This window comes from Paenibacillus phocaeensis (genome assembly GCF_900021165.1).
GTDB classification, from domain to species: domain Bacteria; phylum Bacillota; class Bacilli; order Paenibacillales; family Paenibacillaceae; genus Fontibacillus; species Fontibacillus phocaensis.
Map to the genome: position 1 here is coordinate 1 of NZ_FCOQ01000026.1, position 21,401 is coordinate 21,401.

The following is a 21,401-nucleotide window of genomic DNA, read 5'->3' on the forward strand; positions in this document are numbered from 1 at the left end:
TCGCTCCGCCGATATCGGCGTGAGCGATCTTTTGGGGTCTGGCGGGACGAGCCATGAGGTTTACTCCTCCTGCTGCCCCAGATATTCCTCGATCATTTTCTGCTTCAGTTCCCAGGCTTCCTGACTCAAGCTGATCCGGTAAATTTCCGGGTTCAGCTTCCGCAGGTACTCCGGCCAGAACAGATCCAGTTGCGCGCGGTGATACTCGCGAATTTGGTCCAGCGTCGGCAGCTCGTACACGAGCTCCCCATCCACGAAGATCGGCTGGAGCATCGACACGGCTTCGTAATTTTTCACTGATTTCTTGATGTAGGGATGGATCGGATCGAACAAGCGGAGGTTGCCGCCTGTCCGGGCTTGCTGCTCATGCGGAAAACAAATGTAATCCGCAATCGCCTTGCCGCTGTCCTTGCTGACGATGCGCAGCACATCTTTCTTGCCCGGGGTCGTGACTTTCTCCGGATTGCCGGAGATCTTAATCGTCGGCTCCATCCGCCCGTCCTTCTCCCGTTCAACCAGCTTGTACACGCCTCCCAGCGCCGGTTGGTCCGCCGCCGTAATCAACTGAGTCCCGACCCCCCAGATATCGATTTTCGCACCTTGCGCCTTCAGGTTAAAAATCGTATTCTCATCCAGGTCGTTCGATGCGACGATCTTGACGTAAGATAAGCCGGCGTCATCCAGCATTTTGCGGGCCTGAATCGACAGGTACGCCAAGTCGCCGCTGTCCAGACGGATGCTTCCGAGCCGCTTGCCGGCGGCTTCCAGCATCTTGCCGGTTCGAATGGCGTTCGGGACGCCGCTTTTGAGCGTATCAAACGTATCGACCAGCAGCGAGACCTGATCCGGCAGCGCCTTTACATACAATTCGAAGGCTTCCTGCTCGGAATCAAAGATCTGCACCCACGAGTGGGCATGGGTGCCTTTGGTTGGAATCCCGAAATTTTCGCCGGCCAGCAGGTTGGACGTTGCGTCAAAACCGGCGACGTAAGCGGCGCGTGCGCCCCAAATCGCCGCATCGGCTTCCTGCGCCCGGCGGGTACCGAACTCCAGCAGCACATCCTTCTCGGCAACCCGTTTGACCCGCGACGCCTTGGTAGCGATCAGAGTCTGAAAATTCATGAAGTTAAGCAGCGCGGTTTCCACCAACTGCGTCTCCATGATCGTCCCTTCAACCCGGATCAGCGGCTCGTTAGGAAAGCAAAGGGAGCCTTCCGCCATGGACATCAGCGTCCCTTTAAATGCAAACCCGCGCAGCAGGTCCAGAAATTCCGGCTTGTAGTTCTCTTCCTGCTTGGCCAAATACGCCAAATCCTCTTCCGTAAACCGGAGCTGCCGGATGTAGTCCACGATCCGCTCCAAGCCGGCAAATACCGCATACCCGTTCCCGAACGGCAGCTTGCGGAAGTAAGCCTCAAACACCGTCCTCCGCAAATGCGTCCCATTCACCCAGTGCGCGTAGATCATATTGATCTGATATTTATCGGTATGCAGGGCTAACCCCGTGGTTGGCATCACCTGTTCATCCTCTCTGGCTGTTCGTTACGATCGCTCCCAAGCTGCTGCGGAAATGGCCCAGCGCCCAAGTATGCCCCTCCGGGTTGAAGCTGGCCACCGCATCCTCATAAACCGTAATCGCAAATCCTTTATTGTAGGCATCCACCGCTGTATGCAGCACACAAATGTCCGTGCATACGCCAATCAGATGCACTTCGGTAATCCCCCGCTCCCTTAGCTTCAGCTCGAGATCCGTACCGCAAAACGCACTGTACCGGGTTTTATCCATCCAATAGATCCGGTCCCGGTTCTGCGCATAAACCTCAGCCAGTCGGCCATATAACGCACGGCCTTCCGTGTCTCGGAGATTATGCGGCGGAAACAGCTTCGTCTCCGGATGCCATTTGTCTTCCCGCTCGTGCAGGTCCACGGTCATGACGACATAATCGCCTTGCGCCGCAAAAGACTCCGTCAACCGGCAAACCGCCGGTTCGATATCGATCGCCGGCTGGCCTACCGGAAGATTGCCGTCCACAAAATCATTCGTATAATCGATGACGATCAGAGCTTTCATGTTCCCACTCTCCCTTTGGACAATTCCTTACGCCTTCGGCCGCTGGATATGTAAAGGATACAATTACGTATAGATGGACAGCTGCGGCGTGAAGTCGGTAAATCGGTACAACTGGGCCGGACGCTGCGAATACTGGTTGGACAACATAGGTTTGCCGTTTTCGTCGCGTACTTCCTCCAGTATCCCCTGACGGCTGCGCGTAGATGTAATTTTGCGGATAAAATTCAACTCGGCGAAGTCCGGAACGACCGTTTGAATCACCTGATACAATTCGCCCAGCGTGAAATGCGGCGGCAAGAACTGCTTCGCAATCGTCGTATGCAGCATTTGCTGCTGGATTCGTTTATAGGCGTCCTGCAAGATTTCGCGGTGGTCAAAAGCTAACTGCAAATCCTCTAATGCCTCGCGAACGGTGAACAGACCAACCTCCTGGGCATCATCTGCGGATTGCCGCTTCTCCAGCACCCACTCCTCCACCAGCGCGAAGAATGCATGGGAGATAATCCAGCCGCGCGGGTCCCGCCCCGGCTTGCTGTACACGCCCAAATATTCCAGATGCGAGCCGTCAACGCCGGTTTCTTCCTTGAGTTCGCGGCGGGCGGTTTCATACAGCGATTCGTCCTCCTGCGAAAAACCGCCCGGCAGCGCCCAAGCTCCGGCAAACGGCCAACTCCGCCGGCGGATCAGCATGACCTTCAGATCAAAGCGCGGCAGCGACTTGGTCGATGCCTTTCGTTCCTGCCTCGTCAGGGTAAACATGACGATATCGGCCGGAATTCCGTCCGGCGTGCGATATTTCTTAACCTCATTAACTACCTGCTTTTGTTCCTCGTTCATCACGTATCACCACATCGTCTAGGATAACGCCGGCCCTATGGAGCAATCCGGCATTTACGAATTCATGCGATTCTAGCCCGCCGTCGGTCCTCCGCTCACTTCGGCAGCCGGAACGTTGCCGTTGAAAGGCAGCCAAGGGTGCCTTCTTCGTTGCGAACTTCGGAGCGGAGCGTCATCGTCCGATGGGTCTCATGCAGCGGGTAAGCCGACACGATCAGTTCCCCCGTACGCATCGGGCTAAGGAAATTCACGTTCAAATGGGTCGTCACCCCGAACTTGCCCTTAATGGTTGCCACCAGCGTTCCCATCGCTTGATCCATCATCGACGATAGGACGCCGCCGTGCACGATCCCCATGGAGTTGAGATGGGAGGCTCCCGCCTTCAATCCCAGTTGCACAAGACGATGGTCGGCTGAAATGAGGCGCAGTCCTAGTAACCCCCAGAACGACTGCTCTTCTCGCTGCTGTACTTCATCGCTCCAATCCACTTGTTGTCCCCCTATCCTTGCTTCTCTCTATATTATAATATTCCGAACTGACGGTGCTTCCATCCTGCTATCCAGGATGAAAAAAAGCGGAGGGTTTGCCTCCGCACCGACTGCTTCGCTTTACTCTCCGTAACCGGATGAAACAGCCGGCTCGCTGCCTGACTCCACGTTCACTTTGCTGGCGACCGTATCGCGGATCACGGAGACGACCAGCTGGAGCAGATAGTTGATATCGCTTTGGCTCTGCTGGAATTCGGTCACGAGCGGAATGCCGTCCAATTCGTCCTGCAGTTCCTCAATTTCGCGTTCAATCTTCTGAACCATCGCCTGGTTCTGGAACGTTTCGAAGGCGACGATTTCCTTCTGCTTCTTCTTAATCGCGCTGATTAACGTCTGAACGCGCTCATGCTGCTGGATCAGCTTCTCCGCCTTCTGAAATTGCTGAACTTCTTCGCTGGTTCCGATCAGCTCCGCCAGCTCCTTGGCTTTGCTCATAATATCGTCACGAATGACCAGGTCCCGGGAATCGAACTTGGGAATCCCGCAATCGGTCTGATCTTTATGTTGTTCCACTGTCAATAACCTCCCCTGCATTACGCCAATTTGGCGGTTTGCTCTATAAGATTGCCTTTGATATACCAAGTCATCGGATCGGTGATCTCGACCTGGACAAACGTTCCAATCAGCTCCGCTCCGCCTTCGAAATGGACCAGCTTGTTGCTTCGGGTGCGTCCGGACAACACGTTGGCGTTGTTTTTGCTTTCGCCTTCGACCAGCACCTCGACGATTTGTCCGCGCAGCGCCTCGTTGCTGCTGCGGCTGAATTCGTTCACCGTATCATTGAGCCGCGCGAGCCGGGCTTTCTTCTCTTCCGGCGGCACGTTATCTTCCATTACCGCAGCCGGTGTGCCTTCACGCGGAGAATAGACGAAGGTGTAAGCCGAATCATAACCCACCTCGCGCACGAGGGACAAGGTTTCTTCAAATTGCGCTTCCGTTTCGCCCGGGAATCCAACGATAATGTCCGTGGTCAGGACGACATTCGGAATTTTCGCTTTGATTTTGCGCACCAGTTCGAGATAATGCTCCCGCGTGTATTTCCGGCTCATCTTCTTCAGCACATCGCTGCTGCCCGATTGAACCGGCAGATGAATATGCTCTACCAGATTGCCGCCCTTGGCCAACACATCGATCAGGGCATCGTCAAAATCGCGCGGATGCGAGGTCGTAAACCGAACCCGAGGAATATCAATCTGACGAATATCGTCCATTAAATTCGCAAACGTATAATTGAGGTCGGTAAAATCCTTGCCGTACGCATTGACATTTTGTCCGAGCAGCGTAACCTCTTTATAACCTTGTCGCGCCAGCTCCCGCACTTCGGTAATCACATCCTCCGGACGGCGGCTGCGCTCCTTGCCGCGGGTAAACGGCACGATGCAATAGGTACAGAACTTGTCGCATCCGTACATAATATTCACCCACGCCCGCATGCCTTCGCGCTTCTTCGGCAGGTTCTCGATGATGTCGCCTTCCTTGGACCATACCTCGACGACCATCTCTTTACTGAACAAAGCCTCCTGAATCAGATACGGCAAACGGTGAATGTTGTGCGTCCCGAAGATCATATCCACGAAACCGTGCTTCTGCAAAATACGCTTCACGACGCCTTCTTCTTGCGACATGCAGCCGCATACGCCCAACAGCAGATCCGGCTTCTCCGTCTTCAATCCTTTGAGATGCCCCAACTCGCCGAATACTTTATCCTCCGCGTTCTCACGGATGGCACAGGTATTCAGCAAAATGAGATCCGCCGTTTTGCGGTCTTCCGTTGCACGGTAGCCCATTTGCTCCAGCAAACCTTTGATCGTTTCCGTGTCGTGTTCGTTCATCTGGCAACCAAACGTGTATACGATATAATGCTTCCCGGCTCCGATCCGCTTCAGCTCGTCGGGAACAGCGTTCTCGTACAGGACCTGGACGTCCTCTTTCCCCCGTTGCTTCTCCATGCGATGGTTCGGTTCGGACAAAATTTGAATGTCCCGGCCACGGATTCGGATCTTCTTCCCTCGCTCGTCCTCCGAAATGACCCGGGCGTCCGAGAAGTCGAAATATTTGGCGTAATCCTTCGTTTCCTTAGCCATGCTGCCCGTTCACTCCTTTTACCAATCTATCTTCATTCCTGATGGGCAAAAATCAATAATGCCTAAAAGTGCATTACACTAAATTATAGCATGGGCCAGCCGTTATATCCAGACAACGTCCTGCCATAAACCCGGCTTCAAATTCCATCATTTCAAAAAAAAGAAGCGGCTTGCCGTAAAGGCAGTCCGCTTCCTAGCTCAATAATACTCCGTTACCGAAGGCCGGCTGGAGATGATACCTTCGCTGTCCAGCTTCCTCTTAAGGTACGACTTGTCCGAGGAGATCAGCAAACTCATCACGGCATCCACTACGAACAGGAAAGTAATGTGATTCGACATCATCGCGCTGTTATTGACCGACATTTTGTCGGGCACGATGATATTCGTTTCCGCAACCTCGGTGACCGGAGAAGAGTCGTAGCAGGTGATCGCAACCGTTTTGGCCTGGTTCATCTGGGCGGTCGACACCGCGTCGATAATTTCCGGCGTCGCCCCGGAACGGGTGAACGCGATGACCATATCCTCCGGCGTGGTCTGAGACGCCGCAATTTTCATCGCGCGGCTGTCGCTGCTGGCTTCCGCGCTGATCCCGATCAACGACAGACGGTTCTTCAAGGCCATGGCCGAGAGGAAGGAATCAAAGATGCCAAAAATATGAATGCGTCTGGCTCGTTTCAGCGTTTCCGCCACATCAAAAAGCGTCTCCTCCGAGATCATCGCGGACGTATTGATCACCAGTTCGTTGTAATCGAGCGCCAATCCGTCAATCGGCGTGATTTCGCGGCGTTCTTTCTTCCTCGTCTGCATCTCCCGGTAGAACGTATCCTGGGCAATGGCGATCTTGAAATCGTTGAAGCCTTTGAAGCCGATCTTCTTGCAGAAACGGTTGATGCTTGTCTCCGAGACGCCAATCTCATTGGCCAGCGCCGTAATCGTATGTTGAGTAATAAATTCGGAATGATCGATCACAAATTGAGCGATTTGGTTCTCACCGTAAGTAAACTTTTGCTTGAGCGAAATGATTTTTGCAATCACCGCGGGTACTTGCGAAGCCATGACATGTCCTCCTGCATATGCGAAAAACCGTTCTTCTGAAACGGTTCTGCGCACGAACGATTTACTTATTATAGCATACGGAGTCCATTCTCGCCTAAAATCGCTTTCCACTTTTTCACATTTTCCGCAAATTGCTCCTTCTTTATCGCCCCCGTCTGCATCAGGTAAACATGATCCAGCAAGCTGGGTAATAGGGGGAGTCCCAACAGTTCTTTGCAAAAAGCATGCGCTGCAATCTCGCTTGTCTGCAGAATCGTCGCTTGTCTGCGGAAGGGGCCGATTCGCAGGGCCTCCACCGGATCCAGCAGTTCATTCGTAAACCGGCCGCTGCGGTATTCCAGAAAATGATAATACTCATGCGCCAAATGAATGTCGACGATTCTGTCGAAGCTGACGGGGCCGAGTCCATCCACCGTCTCAGCAGCAGCCTGCAGTTGCCGCAAAGATTCCCGGTAAACAGTGATCTGCGGCACCTTCCCGCCCCAGTCCAGCTGCGCCCGCAGCGCAACCTTGAAGGTGCCCGTTCCCGCGGACGCCGCCAGATGGAATTGAATGCCCGCTTGCTCCAGAAGAACACGGATATCCTGCCCATGCAGCCGTTCAGCCGCTTCCCGTCCCATGGCCAAAGAGCGGGACAAATAATAGGCGTAATTGCCCGGATCGATTTTATGAAAAACCGGGTCCCTTTCCAGTTCAGCCAAAGCCAACACCCCGTCATCCAGATCCAAGCCTAGCAGATCGAAAGCCTGCTCTTTTTCCGGTACGCTCGTCATGTGAATCAACCTCCTTCCGCCTTCCAAAGCTGAATAAGCAACCTCTTACTGATAAGCGATCGCGAGCCAAACTTCCTCCTCGCCCAGCATTTCCGTCTCCACATCCACAATGGACAACAGTTGCTCCTTCGTCTGCATCCCGGTCAGATCAAGCATCTTCTCCCGGAAAAACAGGAACACTTTCGGGATCGTTGCGTTCGCGTCCGAATAAATCGTGTGATCGTCCAGGAAGGCAACGAAAGCATCGTGGCGCTGCTTCTTGGCAAACTGTCCGTAATGCACTCCGGCCTGCTTGAACCGGACCACGCCTTCCCGATCCACTACGCTGACGGAGGTGCGTTTCTTCTTGAAGAGGCCGAAAAACGATTTGCGTATTTCTTCGCTGGCAAATAAATGCCAACGTCCTGTTTGGGCGGCCAGAACCATGGAGTCGGCCGGCGCGTCCACGGAGCTTGCGGCAATAGCCCGCATTTCCGCCTCCGTCATCGCGGCCTGCCCCAAATCTTTGGAACGGAGCTCGGTTGAACCGGTTGCGATCGCACGCAAAATATTTTTCTGATTGTCGATCTCGATCGTGATTTCCACGGTTTCCTCGCTCGCCCCGGACTGGACGATTTTATCCATAATGTCGCTGCGAATCCGCTTGATATCCGCATCGGTAGGGTTAATGACCGTCCGCTCGATCTGTTCCTTGACCATGGCCAAGGCTACTCCAATCGTCGAGATATAGGGCGCATTCTTGGCAATTTGCCATTTCATCCCTTCTTTCTCGGCCATGGCCGGGATCAGCACGGCCCCGCTGCCGCCTCCGCCGACAAGAGTAACGAAGGAGCGGTCCAACTCATAATCCGCGATCATTTCATTTACCGTATTCATCGTTTTTTCGATGGCGATATCCATGACCTGGCGGGCGGCCGCCTCCCCGGACATGCCGAGATGCGCGCCTAGGGCATCCCATGCCAATCGGGCGCTCTCTTTCCCGGCATAAGCATAGTCCCCTTCCGGCACGTAGCCGAGCAAATTCGCCGCACCTGCCAGTGTAAGCGAGAACTCCTCTCCAAGACCGCCGCGAACAACGGCGTATTCCGGAGCGTCACCTTCACGCGGGCGGATGAACAGAACCTCGGCATCCGTCAATTGCGCCGGGTCTGCGAAGCATTCGTAAGCCTTGCCGGCAATATGGGCGCTCCGCGGGCCCACGTCGACAACCTTGCCGTCCGCCACTCGGATCATGCTGCCGCCGGCGATGCCTAAAGTCCGGACATCCAGAGATTGCAGGTAAGTGCGGTGCCCGCCGACCTGTGCATTCTGGATCATAACCTTGCCGTTCTTGATGACGGAAATATCCACGCTCGTGCCGCCGACTTCAAAGAAGATGCCGTCGGAGATTTTCTCGTACATCAGCGCTCCCGCCACGCCGGCAGCCAACCCGGACAACATCGTCAGGATCGGACGCTTCCGAACCTCGTCAATGCTCATGACCCCGCCGTCGCAGCGCATGATCATCAATTGCGAGGCGATGTTCGCGTTCTTGACCGATTTCTCGGTCATATTCGCCGTCTCCATCATTTTCGGAATAAGGCTGGCGTTGATGACCGCGGTTCTCGTCCGCGTGCGTAGCCCGTACAGTTGCGAGATTTCGTGCCCACCGGTCGCGAACACGCCGTGACGCCCGGCCGCTTCTACGATGCGCAGCTCATTCGCCGGATCGTCCACGCTGTACGCTTCCGAAGCGACGATGACCTCCGCTCCCTGGTCAAGCAGTTCCCGCAGACTTTGCTCCACGGTCTCCTCCTTCAGATTTTTGGAGTCCAGGTAGGTATGGTAGGTTTGCAGATTTTTGCCGGGGGCAAGCTCAATCTGGCCCGGATTGGATTCGCTGCGTGCGGTTAAGCCATCCATGCCCGTCCCCATGCCGAGAATGCCGACTTTCGCGACATCCCCTTCCAGCAGAGCATTGGTCGCCTGCGTGGTCCCATGAGCGATGAAAGCAACATCCTCCGGCGCGATGCCTTTACTTTGCAAGATCGTCTGCAAAATTTGCACAATTCCTTTGGCTACGCCATCTTCATCGTGATGAGTTGTCGGAATTTTCATCTTTTCAATAATTTCATACGTTTCATTATCGAGGACGACCGCATCCGTAAATGTACCGCCGACGTCGATCCCTACCCTTACTTTTCTGCCCATTTCAAACAGCTCCCTCCTATCTCTCTATAACCCTGCTTTCCCCATCCTCTTAAAAGACGACGAACGCTCCCCAAACCATGGAGATCAGCACGGCCGTTATCATCCAAGGCAACGTCCGTTTCAAAATGTCGTTAATGTCGCTCTTCGTGAAATCGGCTACCCAAACGTTATGCGAGTTGGTCGGATCGGATACGGCCTGCACATTGCTGACTACCCGCAATGCCAACATCGCCGCAATCGGCGTCATGCCGGCCCCTACGAACAGCGCGGCGATTCCGCTTCCGAGCCCCCATACGTTCAACGGGCCGCGATAAATCGCCAGCGGCGACAAGAGGGTGAAGAAAAGAATGTACATCAGCGGATTGCTTGGCAGCACCGATTCGATCAATGGCGAAATAATCGCCGTCACCTGCGGCGCCATAACGGCGTTGACCAGCATGCCGATCCCGATCATGAGTCCCAAAGCCCCGGCCACATCTTGAATGCCTTCGACCAGAGAGCTGGAAAGCACGTGAATCGGACGCTTCGGCCAGGACAACAGCAGCGTGGCGACCGCGCCGATAATTACGGCAGGCACGATATCCATCTTGAATACAAAAACCATAAGAACGGGGACCAACGGGCTAACCAGGGCAATCGTCGGTACCTTACGGCCATCCGAAGAGGAGGAGTTGGACGGCATTGCCCATGCTTTGCGCCCGCGCCCGTCGCGGCGAGCATAAAAGACGATCATAATTATGCTGATCACAATCAGCGGTAAAGCGGCGATTAGCGTGTAATCGGCCACGGTGGACACCGGCAGCCCCATCACATCCACATATACCGCCCAGTTCGATACGTTAAACAATACCCCGACGCCAACGGAAGACAGCAATACCACCGAAGCCAAGAACTGGCTGATGCCGGCGGTCAGCATGATCGGAATAATGATCGTGCCGACCAGGATAACCATTCCGAGACCGCTTGCCGCGGAGAAGATGATCGAAGCCGTAGCGAAGAACAGCAGTGAGATCAATAACGGCTTGTCGCCGGCCATCTCCGCCGCCTTGCGGATGATTGCCTTGGTTACGCCTACTTTATTCAGAATCTGACCGAACCAGGCGCCGAAGATCAAGCCGGCGATCGCCGTAGACAGCCGCATGGAACCTTGGGCAAGAATCGTTCCGCTAATCGTGGCCGTCTCGGGATTTCCCGAGGACCAGGGCACCCCCGCAATCAGCGCGAATAGAATCGCCATGCTCGGCAGCGCCAAAATCGTAGGCAGCTTCCGGGTCATCATCAGTGCCGCAAATAAGAGAAAAATGAGTAATATGCCAATCGCTTGCACCCAAATCATTGAACTCATCGTTCAAGTCTCCTTTACCATTCAAATAAATAAATCTATAAGTAAGCGTGATCAAAAGTTGACTTTTTGAACAACCTTTATTATTAAACCTCCAGGTAGGCTCCTTGCTCCTTGAGCACCTTCTGAACCTTGCCGACATCCACCTGTCGGACATCCAGATCTTGCAGCGCGGCCTGCGCAGCGGCAACCCCGCCCGCGTGTCCGATAGCGCCGGTGGTCGGCGTCGTTCTGACGGCGGCCTGCGCCTCAAAGGTGGCGGACAAACAGCGCCCGATGACGATGACGTTGTTCAGCGCCGGTGTAACGAGACAACGGTACGGAATGCTGTACATGCCTCCCCATTCCAGTTTTTCGTGTTTCGTGCCTTCGCCGTCAGGGTTATGAATATCGATCGGATAACCCGAATGCGCGATGGTATCTGCAAACCGGGTCTGAGCCAGGATATCTTCCGACGTCAGCGTGTAAAGGCCGATGATTTGCCGAGATCCGCGGACACCGATCGAAGGACCGGTCGATTCGACGACAGCGTTTTCAAAACCGGGGATATATTTTTTCACGAAGCGTTCCAATTCCCTGCATTGCTTCCGCCCCTCCGTCTCGGCCCGGCTGATGCTCCATGCATCCGTACCGTCATGACCAAGAATCCGCGTCGTATTCAAGATCACCTCGCCCGGTGTATTCGTTTCGAAGAAGAGGACATCCTCCCGCGGGATGGAAATTTCGCCTCTGGCCTTAGCCTGCTTGAACAAGCCGACAAAACCGGAGGTCGACAATCTCGGCGCCTTCTCAATAATTGACGTATCGCCTTTATATAACGGGAAATCCTCCGGATGGGCATGAATATAAGCCTTCACCTTAGCGATATCGACATGGGTCATCTTCATTTTCAACGTCATCGGCTGCATGGCCCCATCCTTTTCGCGGCCTTTGGTGAAAGCGGCGCCCGCACGAACGGCCAGATCCCCATCCCCCGTCGCATCAATGAAGACTTTGGCCGACAGCCTGCTTAAGCCGGACTTGTTGCAGAGGGTGATCCCGACAACCCGTTGATCTTCCGTATGCACTTCCGCCAGCATCGTATGGTACAGGATTTGCCCTCCGTTTTCCAAAACCATGGATTCCAGCTCGACTTTCATCGCCTCGGCATCAAACGGGGTAACCGTATAAGTAAATCCGGTCGTATCAAAAATATGACCCGGCGACTTGCCGATCCCTTTCAATCTTTCGATCAGTTCGTCGGTCAACCCCTGAATGGCCTGCTTCTCACCGGCATGAAAAGTCATCATCGGACCTACGCCATTGGCGGTCAAGGTGCCGCCCAAGTATCCCTGCGATTCCACGATCAGCGTTTTCGCTCCCGACTTCGCTGCCGCTACCGCGGCCATCGTGCCCGAAATACCGCCGCCCATGACGATGACATCAAACGATTCCAATTGTACAACTCCTCCTTGTAAAAGTTTTGTGAGCGTTGCTTCTTGAATCGGCTTCGAACAAAACTTGCTTCGGAAGCAACAACTCGGTTTGGCTGTTTCATGTGTTCTAAAGTAACAGAAGCAAATCAATTTGTAAATGATTTTGTTTATTTTTTTCTTTATTTACGTTAATTTAGAAAATTATTTTCTTTACAAGTTAGCTATATATTTTATACTAAGAGATAGATTCATGTATGCGTTTTATTTATAGAAACTACGGGAGGAATTGAGGGGACGATTGATCGGAAACGGGAAATAGCGATGCAGAGTTCTCTGCACCGCCACGCCAGGATTGTCATTTTGATTTCAAATCAGAATCCTTTATATTGGGGTTCTTCGCTTTCCAACTGCGATACGCGGCTTTCCACTTGCGTGACAATCTGCTGCGTTTGCTCTGCGCATTGTGTGAACAGGTCTTTCGCTTGTTGGTTTTGCGTGCTTAGCGCAAATTGCTCCAGGTTTGCCTGCGCGCTTTTTAAGGAAGCTAAGGTCGTTTTGACTTGAGCTGCTACTGTCATGATTTCACCACCTTTAATTTTTGCATGATCCTTGGAACAACCCATAATTTTACCTCTCCCAGACGGATTCATACTCCCCTTCTCGCTTCCACATTTTGTCTTAGTAAATTTACGCTTCCCCGCGCATAATTGGGTTATCTCGCCTTGTATGGTCTACGAAAGGAGTATTCCCCATGCCGATGTGGTTGGAGGTTATCGTCCGAACGCTGGTGGCGGTTGTCGTGTTATTCGTCCTCACCCGGTTGCTCGGAAAAAGGCAAATCTCGCAGCTTTCCTTCTTCGAATATATAACAGGGATCACGATTGGGAGCATTACCGCTTACATCTCCCTGGACATCAATACGGACTGGTATCTCGGGCTAATCGCCGTCACCGTCTGGTTTCTCGTCTCGCTCGGGATCGAATACTTGCAGATTAAGAGCAAGAAAGCCCGCGATTGGATCGACAGCAGCAGCACCGTGCTGATCAAGGACGGCAAAATCCTGGAGGATAATCTGAAGAAGGAGAAGTTGACCAACGAGGAACTGATGGAGCAACTGCGAAAAAAGAGTATTTTCAAAGTGGCGGAAGTGGAGTTTGCGGTCATCGAACCCGATGGCGAGATCAACGCGATGCTGAAGAACGAATATCAGCCCCTTACGCCGTCCCAATTAGGAATCAAGGTTGCTCCCGAACCGGAGCCGCAAACGGTGATCCTCGACGGAAAAATCATGGACGAGCCGCTGGCGACACTGGGACTCAACCGGAAATGGCTGAATACGGAGCTGGAGAAGCTGGGGGTGTCGCTGGATAACGTTAATTTGGGGCAGGTCGACAGTTATGGCCAGTTTTATGCCGATTTGTACGATGATCAACTCACGGTACCGCAACCTCAGGAGAAGGCCGTGCTGCTGGCCCAGTTGAAGAAGTGCGAGGCGGATCTGGAGATGTTTGCCCTCTCGACGGACGAAGAAGCGGCGAAGAAGCTGTACGGAGATTGCTCGGTCAACTTGCAGCAGGTCATCAATCAAGTCAAACCGTTATTAATCCAATAGGAGGATGGGAGCATGGCCAAGAAAAAAAATAAGCAGTTGACCCCGACGCAGCAGCAATATCAACGGCTGGCAAATGCCCATGAGCCGAAGCGTCCGGTAGCCGTCAATTGCCTGCGAGCCTTTCTGGTCGGAGGACTGATTTGCCTGTTTGGAGAATGCATCCGACAGGCCTTTATCCATTTTGCGGACATGAGCGAAAAAGAAGCCGCCAATCCAACGGTCGCCATCCTCGTGATCCTATCGGTGCTGCTCACGAGCTTTGGCGTCTATGACAAGATCGCGCAATGGGCCGGGGCCGGCACGGCTGTTCCCGTCACGGGGTTTGCCAACTCGATGGCTTCGACGGCGATCGAGCATCGGCCCGAAGGTCTGGTGCTTGGCGTCGCTGCGGGGATGTTCCAACTAGCTGGTTCCGTTATCGTCTTCGGAACCGTTGCGGCTTTTCTCATCGGCATCATCTACGCCGTGTTCGTTCCGGGATACGTTGGAGGAGGTCACTGATATGCTTAAAGGCCATCAAAGCTGGGTATTCGAAAACAAGCCGAAAATCATCAGCACCGCCACTGTCGTCGGACCGTTCGAGGGCCAGGGACCGCTGGCTGAGGATTTCGACATTATTCACGCCGACTTGTACCTTGGGCAGGACAGCTGGGAAAAAGCCGAAAAAACACTGCTCGAGGAATCGGCCATGTTGGCGATCCGGCACGCCGGGTTGACCAAGGAGCAGATCCAGTTCTATTTCGGCGGTGATCTGATGAATCAGATCATCAGCAACAGCTTTGCCGCAAGGACGCTCAGCATTCCCTATATCGGCATGTTTGGCGCCTGCTCAACCTCAATGGAGACGCTGGCGATGGCCGCATACGTGGTCAATTCCGGCGGTGCCAAATACGCCGTAGCCGGAACATGCAGCCATAACGCCAGCGTGGAGAAGCAGTTCCGCTACCCGACGGAATACGGATCTCAGAAGCCGCCTACGGCCCAGTTTACGGTCACCGGTTCGGGTTCGGCAGTGGTGTCCCCCGAAGGGGACGGTCCGTCGGTGACTTCGGCCACCATCGGCAAGGTGATAGACATGGGCATTACCGACCCGTTTAACATGGGGGCGGCGATGGCGCCTGCAGCCGTCGATACCATCCAGGCTCATTTCCGCGATTTGCAAATCGAACCGTCCTACTATGATTTGATCGTGACCGGAGACTTATCCAAGGTTGGCTATGCCATCGCCAACGATTTGTTCGTCCGACACAATATCCCGATCAAACAGACGACCTATCAGGATTGCGGGATGATGATCTATGATTACGAGAAGCAGCAGGTCCAGGCCGGAGCCAGCGGCTGCGCCTGTTCCGCGGTCGTCACCTACGGCCATCTGTTGAACCGGATGAAGCGCGGAGAGTTGAAGCGAATTCTCGTCGTAGCCACCGGGGCGCTGCTCTCCCCGCTCTCCTTCCAACAAGGCGAAAGCATTCCCTGCATCGCCCACGCGGTATCCATCGAAGCATAAGGCTTCAACCCAAAAAGGACTTGACCCTCTCGGCTGCAATGCCGGTAGGTCAAGCCCTTTGTTTATGATCGCAGAATCAATCCATCAGTCGAGAATTTCAGCCGTATCGCCTGTTTTGGCGCCAGCCGCATTCGCCTCGTCCGTGTCGATGTGCATATCTAGTGCAAAGTTATCGGACACGCGGGCGATCACGTTCTCAAGCACCAAACCGCGTTCCCCGCCTAAACGGACCTTCAGCAACTGCTTGTCCTGAATGCCCCATTTCTCGGCATCGGAGGTATGGAAGTGAATATGGCGCGCGGCGACGATGACCCCTTGTTCCAGCTCGATTTCACCGGCAGGACCTACGACTTTGATGCCTGGCGTGCCTTCAATATGGCCCGACTCACGCACCGGTGCCTTCACGCCGATCGCAAAGGAATCCGTGCGGGAAATTTCCAATTGGGACGCTGAACGAGCTGGACCCAAGATGCGGACTTTGTCGAATTGGCCTTTCGAACCGATGACAGCCACTTGTTCGTTCGCAGCAAATTGCCCCGGTTGTGACAATGGCTTGAATTCCGTCAATTGGTAACCTTGTCCAAACAAAATTTCAATATGCTCCTGCGTTAAGTGAATATGACGCGCGGATACGCCGACTGATACAGTTTTGCTCATGTCTACAAACACTCCTCGTATATTCTCTATATCGATGACGATTCACATCGTTACTCATTATACACCTAATGACGACAAAAAGGAAAAGGCGTCCATCAGAAATGGACGCCTTTAACCTCATTATTTAAATTCTGCTACAAGATTGTCAAACTCGTTCTCGGACAACGCGAGCGGCTGGTAAGCCAGCGGCTCCTTCTTGAAGCCGTGGACGAGATCTTCATAGCTCTTCTTCTCTTTGTTCTGGTAGATCAGCCCGGTAATCATGCTGTTCGTCTCCATCAGCTTAGCCATGGCCATCGCCCGATTGCTTGGATCATAATCCGGGACGGTCTCGAGATTGATGATATTCTCTTTGAACCAGTCGTACGTGTTCACCTTGTTAAAGGTGACGCAAGGGCTGAACACGTTGATCAAGGAGAAGCCTTCATGCTGGATGCCTTGCTCAATCAAGGACGTCAGCTGCTTCAAATCGCTGGAGAACGACTGGGCCACGAAGGTGGCGCCGGACGCCAAGGCGATTTCGAGCGGCGACAAGGTCGATTCCACCGAACCTTCCGGCGTACTTTTCGTTTTGAAGCCTTCGCCGCTGCGCGGGGAGGTTTGCCCTTTGGTCAACCCGTAGATTTGGTTGTCCATGACGATGTAGGTGATGTTGATGTTGCGGCGAATGGCATGCACCGTGTGGCCCATCCCGATGGCAAAGCCGTCGCCGTCCCCGCCGGATGCGATAACGGTCAGATCGCGGTTCGCCAGCTTTACGCCTTGGGCGATCGGCAGCGCGCGTCCGTGAATCCCGTGCAAGCCGTAAGCGTTGATATAGCCGGAGATCCGGCCGGAGCAACCAATCCCGGAAATGACGGCGAGCTGTTCCGGTTCAAGACCGACATTCGCTGCGGCGCGTTGGATCGCGGCTTGAATGGAGAAATCGCCGCAGCCCGGACACCAGTTAGGTTTAACGTTATTACGGAACTCTTTAATCGTTGCCATTTTTCACCAACTCCTCCTGCGCTTTATTCCCGGCTGCCTTCTTGCACTCTTCGTAGACTTCCGAAGGAAGGAACGGATTGCCGTTATATTTCAGCACGTTCACGATTTTGTCGTGATAGCCGACGTTTTGTTTGATCAGGTTGGCCAATTGGCCGGTCGCGTTGTTCTCCAGAACAACGACTTTCTTCGCCTTCGCGATTTGCGGCAGCACTTGCTCGGTCGGGAATGGATGCAGCAGCCGGACGGTCATGTGGTTCGTCTTCATGCCATCCTCGGACAAGCGCTCCCGAGCTTGATCAATCGTACCGCCCGTTGATCCCATACCGATGATGAGCAAATCCGGTTCGGCATGCGGTGCTTGCAGATGAATCGGATTCGTCACTTCGAGTTGGGCAAGCTTCCGCAGACGCTTATCCATCATCTTCTTCCGGTTCACCGGGCTTTCCGAAGGACGGCCGGATTCGTCGTGCTCAACCCCGGTCACATGGTGGATGCCGTTCTTCTCACCTGGCAGCACCCGCGGGGAGATCCCATTTTCCGTAAAGGCATAACGGTTGAACATGCTTGAATCCTCCCGGTCCGGGATATCCTTCACGAGATAACCGCGATCGATCGCGACTTTGCTGTAATCCAGCATTTCGCAAGACTGCTTGCCAAGAGATAGCTGCAGATCCGTCGCCACGATCACCGGCACTTGGTATTTCTCCGCCAGGTTGAACGCTTCTACTGTATCGTAGAAACATTCCTCGATGGAGCTAGGCGAAATCACGATTTTCGGAATTTCCCCATGCGTGCCGTAGATCAGCGCGTTGATATCGCTCTGCTCCTGCTTCGTTGGCAAGCCCGTACTTGGACCGCCACGCTGCGTATCGATGATGACTACCGGTGTTTCGGTCATGCCGGCCAAGCCGATCGCTTCCATCATCAAGGACAAGCCAGGTCCCGCCGACGCTGTCATCGTACGAACGCCCGCATAACTCGAGCCGATCGCCATCGTAATTGCAGCGATTTCGTCCTCGGTTTGCACAACCGTGCCGCCAAATTTCGGCAATTTCTTAATCAAATATTCCATAATTTCAGAAGCGGGGGTAATCGGGTAAGCACTCATAATCCGACAGCCTGCCGCAACAGCCCCCAGGCCAATGGCATCGTTGCCGATCATGAACAACTTCTGTTTCCCGTCCGCCGGTTCGAGCTTGAATTCCTCCAGAGGCCCTCCGGCAAGCTCCAGCACGAAATCCGCGCCCCGTTTTACCGCTTCGATATTCTTCTCGACAATCGCAGGTCCTTTGCGTCCGAATTCCTCTTCCACCGCTTTATTGAATACTTCAAGCGGAAGGCCGAGCAGCGCCCAGGATGCACCCGAAGCGACCATGTTCTTCATCAGCGAAGTTCCAAGCTCTTCGGCGATACTGGTAATCGGTACCGGGAACAAACGGGCATCCACGCCCTCCGGAACCGTCGGGTTAAATTTGGCATCCGCCACAATCACCCCGCCGCTGCGTAGCTCCTGTGCATTCAAATCGATACTTTCTTGGTCAAAAGCGACTAAAATGTCCAAGTCGTCGGAAATCGCGCGAATCGGCTTGGTACTGATCCGGATTTTGTTATTCGTATGACCGCCTTTAATACGGGAAGAGAAGTGCCGATACCCGTACAAATAATATCCCAGCCGGTTCAAAGCCGTCGAAAAAATCCGGTCTGTACTTTCAACGCCCTCGCCCTGCTGTCCACCGATCTTCCAAGACAATTGACTAATCAAGATCGCCCACCCCTTTAATCGTATCGCAATGGAAAAAATAGAATAATGATGCAAATTGAATGTTAACGTGCAAGAGGTCACATTCCGACCCGTTGTTTGTGAACATTCTGTTTCAGAGTCATGTCAATTTTATGTCTCAACCTGGTAAAAAGCAAGCGTTTTCTAGCCTTTTTTCATATAGTAGTTTTCGATCAATTCGTTCTCACAATTGGATCAATTAAAGCGCTTACTTGTGAGAAGGCAACCAAGCGCGCAGGAACGCGGCTGCGTTGTCGTACAACCATCCGCGGACAAGCTCCTCCGGGTAATATTTCAGCAGCGTTTCCTGCCAGTTTGCGTACTGTCCCGAATGTCGAAAATCAGATAAATGGGTTGCAATCCCGTCGAAGTCAGAGCCGAACATAAGGTTGGCTGCCCCTCCCAAGGAGCAAATCCGCTCGATATGCGGCAGCAAATCTTTGCTGGTTCCGCCTCGCCCCTCTTTGACGAACCACGGCACGAAGGTTACGCCGATTCGCCCGCCCAGCTTGATGATCGCTTGGATCTGATCGTCGCGAAGGTTCCGCGCATGCGGACATACGTGATACGCGTTGGAGTGCGATGCGATAAACGGCTTGCCGGCGGATTCCGCGAGCTCCTGGAGCTCCCAAAACCCTTTGACCGACAAATGCGAAACATCGAGAACGATTCCGAGCTCATGGCATAATTTAACCAACTCCAGCCCTGCCGGCGTAAATCCGCCGTTCCGCGGCTCCATAATCCCGTCGGCGGCCCAGTTGGCGTAGTTCCAGGTCAGTCCGAGGAAGCGGACTCCCTTCTCATAACATATGCGCACATAATGCAAGTTGCCTTCCAGCCCGTCCGCCCCTTCCAGCGACAGCAGCCCTCCAACGGCATCCCCTTGTTCCAGAGATTCGAGATCTTCCACAGATTGCACAGGAAGCACCCCCAGCGGTTGAACCCTTTCCCGGTACAAGTCGATCTGGCCCAGAATATGCTCCATCTTCGGGGGGCCCAATCGGTCGGACAGATATATCGCGAAGGTTTGCAGCTTCACCCCGCCCTCCTCCAGACGACGCAAGTTGACGTCTAACCGGCGGTCCCGGGCAAAGTCCAGCTTGGGATCCAGCTGCATTTTACTTAAAACGTCGCAATGAAAATCGATGATAGGCCATTTCATATTCTCTCCTCCTCAGTTAGGTTTAGTTTTTGCCGAAAAAAACAAAAAAGCCTGTCTACGGACGTAAACAGGCATCATCTCTATTAAAACGTTATCTCGGTTCTACGATCAGTTTGATCGCGGTACGATCTTCTCCATCGATCACAATGTCGGTAAAGGCTGGAATGCAAATCAAGTCCACGCCGCTTGGCGCGACAAATCCCCGGGCGATCGCTACGGCTTTGATGGCTTGGTTAAGAGCCCCCGCCCCAATGGCCTGAAGTTCAGCAGCGCCACGTTCTCTGAGTACGCCAGCCAACGCACCAGCAACGGAATTGGGGTTGGATTTTGCTGAAACCTTTAATACTTCCATGGTTAGTACCTCCCTGGGAATAATCGTTAATTCCACTACTTAGAAGATATTCGTGAGAATTTGGGATATTCCTTCTTTTTCCGGGAGGAGAAGTATCGAGAGGCCTTGATTTGACGGACTTCCCGGCGTTTTGTGGCATCGCCGCCTAAATCGGAAGCGGCTTCGTTAATCCATAATCCATTCATCCTCAAGCAAGCGGATCTTTTGGATTTTCTGCGCTTTCCCCGTGGATTCGTCCACATCGACGAGAACCCCGTGGAAATGCCATTTCCCTTCGCAGACTTGGAAGCGAACGGGAAGCTGGGTCGTGAACTTGCGCAGCACCGCCGTGCGTTCCATGCCCAGGATGCCTTCGCGCGAGCCGACCATGCCGGCATCGGTCAGGTAAGCCGTTCCTTGCGGCAGGATCGTATCATCGTTGCTCTGCACATGCGTATGCGTCCCCACGACTAGCGAAGCACGGCCGTCCAGGTGCCAGCCCATGGCGATTTTTTCGGAGGTCGCCTCGGCATGGAAATCCACCAGGATGCATTTATGCTTCTTGGACAATTGTCCGACGATTTCATCGGCAGCCCGGAAAGGATCGTCGATGGCCGGCAGGAAGGTGCGGCCCATCAAATTCACCACGGCCAGTTCCTTGCCGCCTGCCTTGATCACCGTAAATCCCTGACCCGGCGTGCCCGGCGGGTAATTGGCCGGCCGGACCATCCGCGGCTCGTCATCAATGAAGTCGAAAATCTCTTTATTATCCCAGGTATGGTTACCCATCGTTAAGCCATGAATGCCTTGATCGAAGAACTCCTTGGCGATATTGGCGTTAATACCCCGCCCGGCCGCAGCGTTTTCCCCGTTGGCGATGATGATATGCGGGTTGTATTTCGATTTTAAATGGGGCAGCGTCGCCTTTAGCGCTTTGCGCCCCGTATTTCCGACGATATCTCCGATAAACAGAATTTTAATGCTGTTTCCCTCCTCTGACCACTGACCCGCAGCCCTTAAGAGCTTGGGGTCGTCCAGGCAATGAAAAA

General features: G+C 53.7%; 21 protein-coding genes. 3 read left to right on the top strand and 18 right to left on the bottom strand.

Going from position 1 to position 21,401, the window contains the following annotated elements; translation table 11 throughout:
- Positions 1-60 precede the first annotated feature (60 nt).
- From BN3795_RS17345 to BN3795_RS17400, 12 genes are all read right to left on the bottom strand, one after another.
- The gene (locus BN3795_RS17345; protein ID WP_068785962.1) at positions 61-1,515 is read right to left on the bottom strand and encodes a nicotinate phosphoribosyltransferase; all 1,455 of its coding nucleotides are present in this window, start codon (positions 1,513-1,515) and stop codon (positions 61-63) included.
- 7 nt (positions 1,516-1,522) lie between these two features.
- On the bottom strand, positions 1,523-2,071 hold the full coding sequence (locus BN3795_RS17350) for a cysteine hydrolase family protein (RefSeq protein WP_068785963.1): 549 nt from the start codon (positions 2,069-2,071) through the stop codon (positions 1,523-1,525).
- A gap of 63 nt (positions 2,072-2,134) precedes the next feature.
- Positions 2,135-2,908 (bottom strand): NUDIX domain-containing protein, encoded by a 774-nt coding sequence (locus BN3795_RS17355; RefSeq protein ID WP_068785964.1) that lies wholly within the window; start codon positions 2,906-2,908, stop codon positions 2,135-2,137.
- Between the two features lie 95 nt (positions 2,909-3,003).
- The gene (locus tag BN3795_RS17360) at positions 3,004-3,396 is read right to left on the bottom strand and encodes a PaaI family thioesterase (RefSeq protein WP_068785965.1); all 393 of its coding nucleotides are present in this window, start codon (positions 3,394-3,396) and stop codon (positions 3,004-3,006) included.
- 120 nt (positions 3,397-3,516) lie between these two features.
- Positions 3,517-3,969 carry a RicAFT regulatory complex protein RicA family protein gene (locus tag BN3795_RS17365; RefSeq protein ID WP_232729964.1) on the bottom strand — a complete coding sequence of 151 codons (453 nt, stop codon included), beginning with the start codon at positions 3,967-3,969 and terminating at the stop codon, positions 3,517-3,519.
- Between the two features lie 20 nt (positions 3,970-3,989).
- Positions 3,990-5,540 carry a tRNA (N6-isopentenyl adenosine(37)-C2)-methylthiotransferase MiaB gene (gene miaB / locus BN3795_RS17370; protein ID WP_068785967.1) on the bottom strand — a complete coding sequence of 517 codons (1,551 nt, stop codon included), beginning with the start codon at positions 5,538-5,540 and terminating at the stop codon, positions 3,990-3,992.
- A gap of 198 nt (positions 5,541-5,738) precedes the next feature.
- Positions 5,739-6,596, bottom strand: a complete 858-nt coding sequence (locus tag BN3795_RS17375) for a MurR/RpiR family transcriptional regulator (protein WP_068785968.1) — start codon at positions 6,594-6,596, stop codon at positions 5,739-5,741.
- A 68-nt stretch (positions 6,597-6,664) separates the two neighbouring features.
- Complete coding sequence (locus BN3795_RS17380) at positions 6,665-7,369, bottom strand: hypothetical protein (RefSeq protein WP_068785969.1); 705 nt, start codon at positions 7,367-7,369, stop codon at positions 6,665-6,667.
- A gap of 45 nt (positions 7,370-7,414) precedes the next feature.
- On the bottom strand, positions 7,415-9,559 hold the full coding sequence (locus BN3795_RS17385; protein WP_068785970.1) for a hydantoinase/oxoprolinase family protein: 2,145 nt from the start codon (positions 9,557-9,559) through the stop codon (positions 7,415-7,417).
- 49 nt (positions 9,560-9,608) lie between these two features.
- Positions 9,609-10,904: a citrate transporter gene (locus BN3795_RS17390; protein ID WP_068785971.1), complete on the bottom strand. Its 1,296-nt coding sequence runs from the start codon at positions 10,902-10,904 to the stop codon at positions 9,609-9,611.
- A gap of 83 nt (positions 10,905-10,987) precedes the next feature.
- Complete coding sequence (locus BN3795_RS17395) at positions 10,988-12,337, bottom strand: FAD-dependent oxidoreductase (protein WP_110945231.1); 1,350 nt, start codon at positions 12,335-12,337, stop codon at positions 10,988-10,990.
- A 350-nt stretch (positions 12,338-12,687) separates the two neighbouring features.
- A complete protein-coding gene (locus tag BN3795_RS17400; protein ID WP_059045209.1) occupies positions 12,688-12,894 on the bottom strand; it encodes a DUF1657 domain-containing protein in 207 nt (68 codons plus the stop codon).
- Positions 12,895-13,067: 173 nt separating this feature from the next.
- Between BN3795_RS17400 and BN3795_RS17405 the strand changes: the two genes are divergently transcribed.
- From BN3795_RS17405 to spoVAD, 3 genes are read left to right on the top strand one after another with little or no spacing between them, the layout of a single operon-like run.
- Positions 13,068-13,928, top strand: coding sequence for a DUF421 domain-containing protein (locus BN3795_RS17405; RefSeq protein ID WP_068785972.1), 861 nt, complete (start codon positions 13,068-13,070; stop codon positions 13,926-13,928).
- A gap of 12 nt (positions 13,929-13,940) precedes the next feature.
- Positions 13,941-14,429 carry a stage V sporulation protein AC gene (gene spoVAC, locus BN3795_RS17410; RefSeq protein ID WP_068785973.1) on the top strand — a complete coding sequence of 163 codons (489 nt, stop codon included), beginning with the start codon at positions 13,941-13,943 and terminating at the stop codon, positions 14,427-14,429.
- A gap of 1 nt (position 14,430) precedes the next feature.
- On the top strand, positions 14,431-15,435 hold the full coding sequence (spoVAD, locus tag BN3795_RS17415) for a stage V sporulation protein AD (protein ID WP_068785974.1): 1,005 nt from the start codon (positions 14,431-14,433) through the stop codon (positions 15,433-15,435).
- An 84-nt stretch (positions 15,436-15,519) separates the two neighbouring features.
- Here spoVAD and pduL read toward each other — a convergent pair whose 3' ends face one another.
- The 6 genes from pduL to BN3795_RS17445 form a co-directional block, all read right to left on the bottom strand.
- Positions 15,520-16,092 carry a phosphate propanoyltransferase gene (pduL, locus tag BN3795_RS17420; protein ID WP_068785975.1) on the bottom strand — a complete coding sequence of 191 codons (573 nt, stop codon included), beginning with the start codon at positions 16,090-16,092 and terminating at the stop codon, positions 15,520-15,522.
- A 120-nt stretch (positions 16,093-16,212) separates the two neighbouring features.
- On the bottom strand, positions 16,213-17,079 hold the full coding sequence (locus BN3795_RS17425) for a 2-oxoacid:ferredoxin oxidoreductase subunit beta (protein WP_068785976.1): 867 nt from the start codon (positions 17,077-17,079) through the stop codon (positions 16,213-16,215).
- Positions 17,066-18,841, bottom strand: coding sequence for a 2-oxoacid:acceptor oxidoreductase subunit alpha (locus tag BN3795_RS17430; protein ID WP_068785977.1), 1,776 nt, complete (start codon positions 18,839-18,841; stop codon positions 17,066-17,068). Before BN3795_RS17430 ends, BN3795_RS17425 begins: the two co-directional genes overlap by 14 nt.
- A gap of 226 nt (positions 18,842-19,067) precedes the next feature.
- Entirely contained in the window at positions 19,068-20,021 is a 954-nt protein-coding gene (locus BN3795_RS17435) for a dipeptidase (RefSeq protein WP_068785978.1), read from the bottom strand.
- Positions 20,022-20,112: 91 nt separating this feature from the next.
- On the bottom strand, positions 20,113-20,373 hold the full coding sequence (locus BN3795_RS17440; protein WP_006286829.1) for a stage V sporulation protein S: 261 nt from the start codon (positions 20,371-20,373) through the stop codon (positions 20,113-20,115).
- 165 nt (positions 20,374-20,538) lie between these two features.
- Positions 20,539-21,333 (bottom strand): TIGR00282 family metallophosphoesterase, encoded by a 795-nt coding sequence (locus BN3795_RS17445; RefSeq protein ID WP_068786033.1) that lies wholly within the window; start codon positions 21,331-21,333, stop codon positions 20,539-20,541.
- Positions 21,334-21,401: the final 68 nt, after the last annotated feature.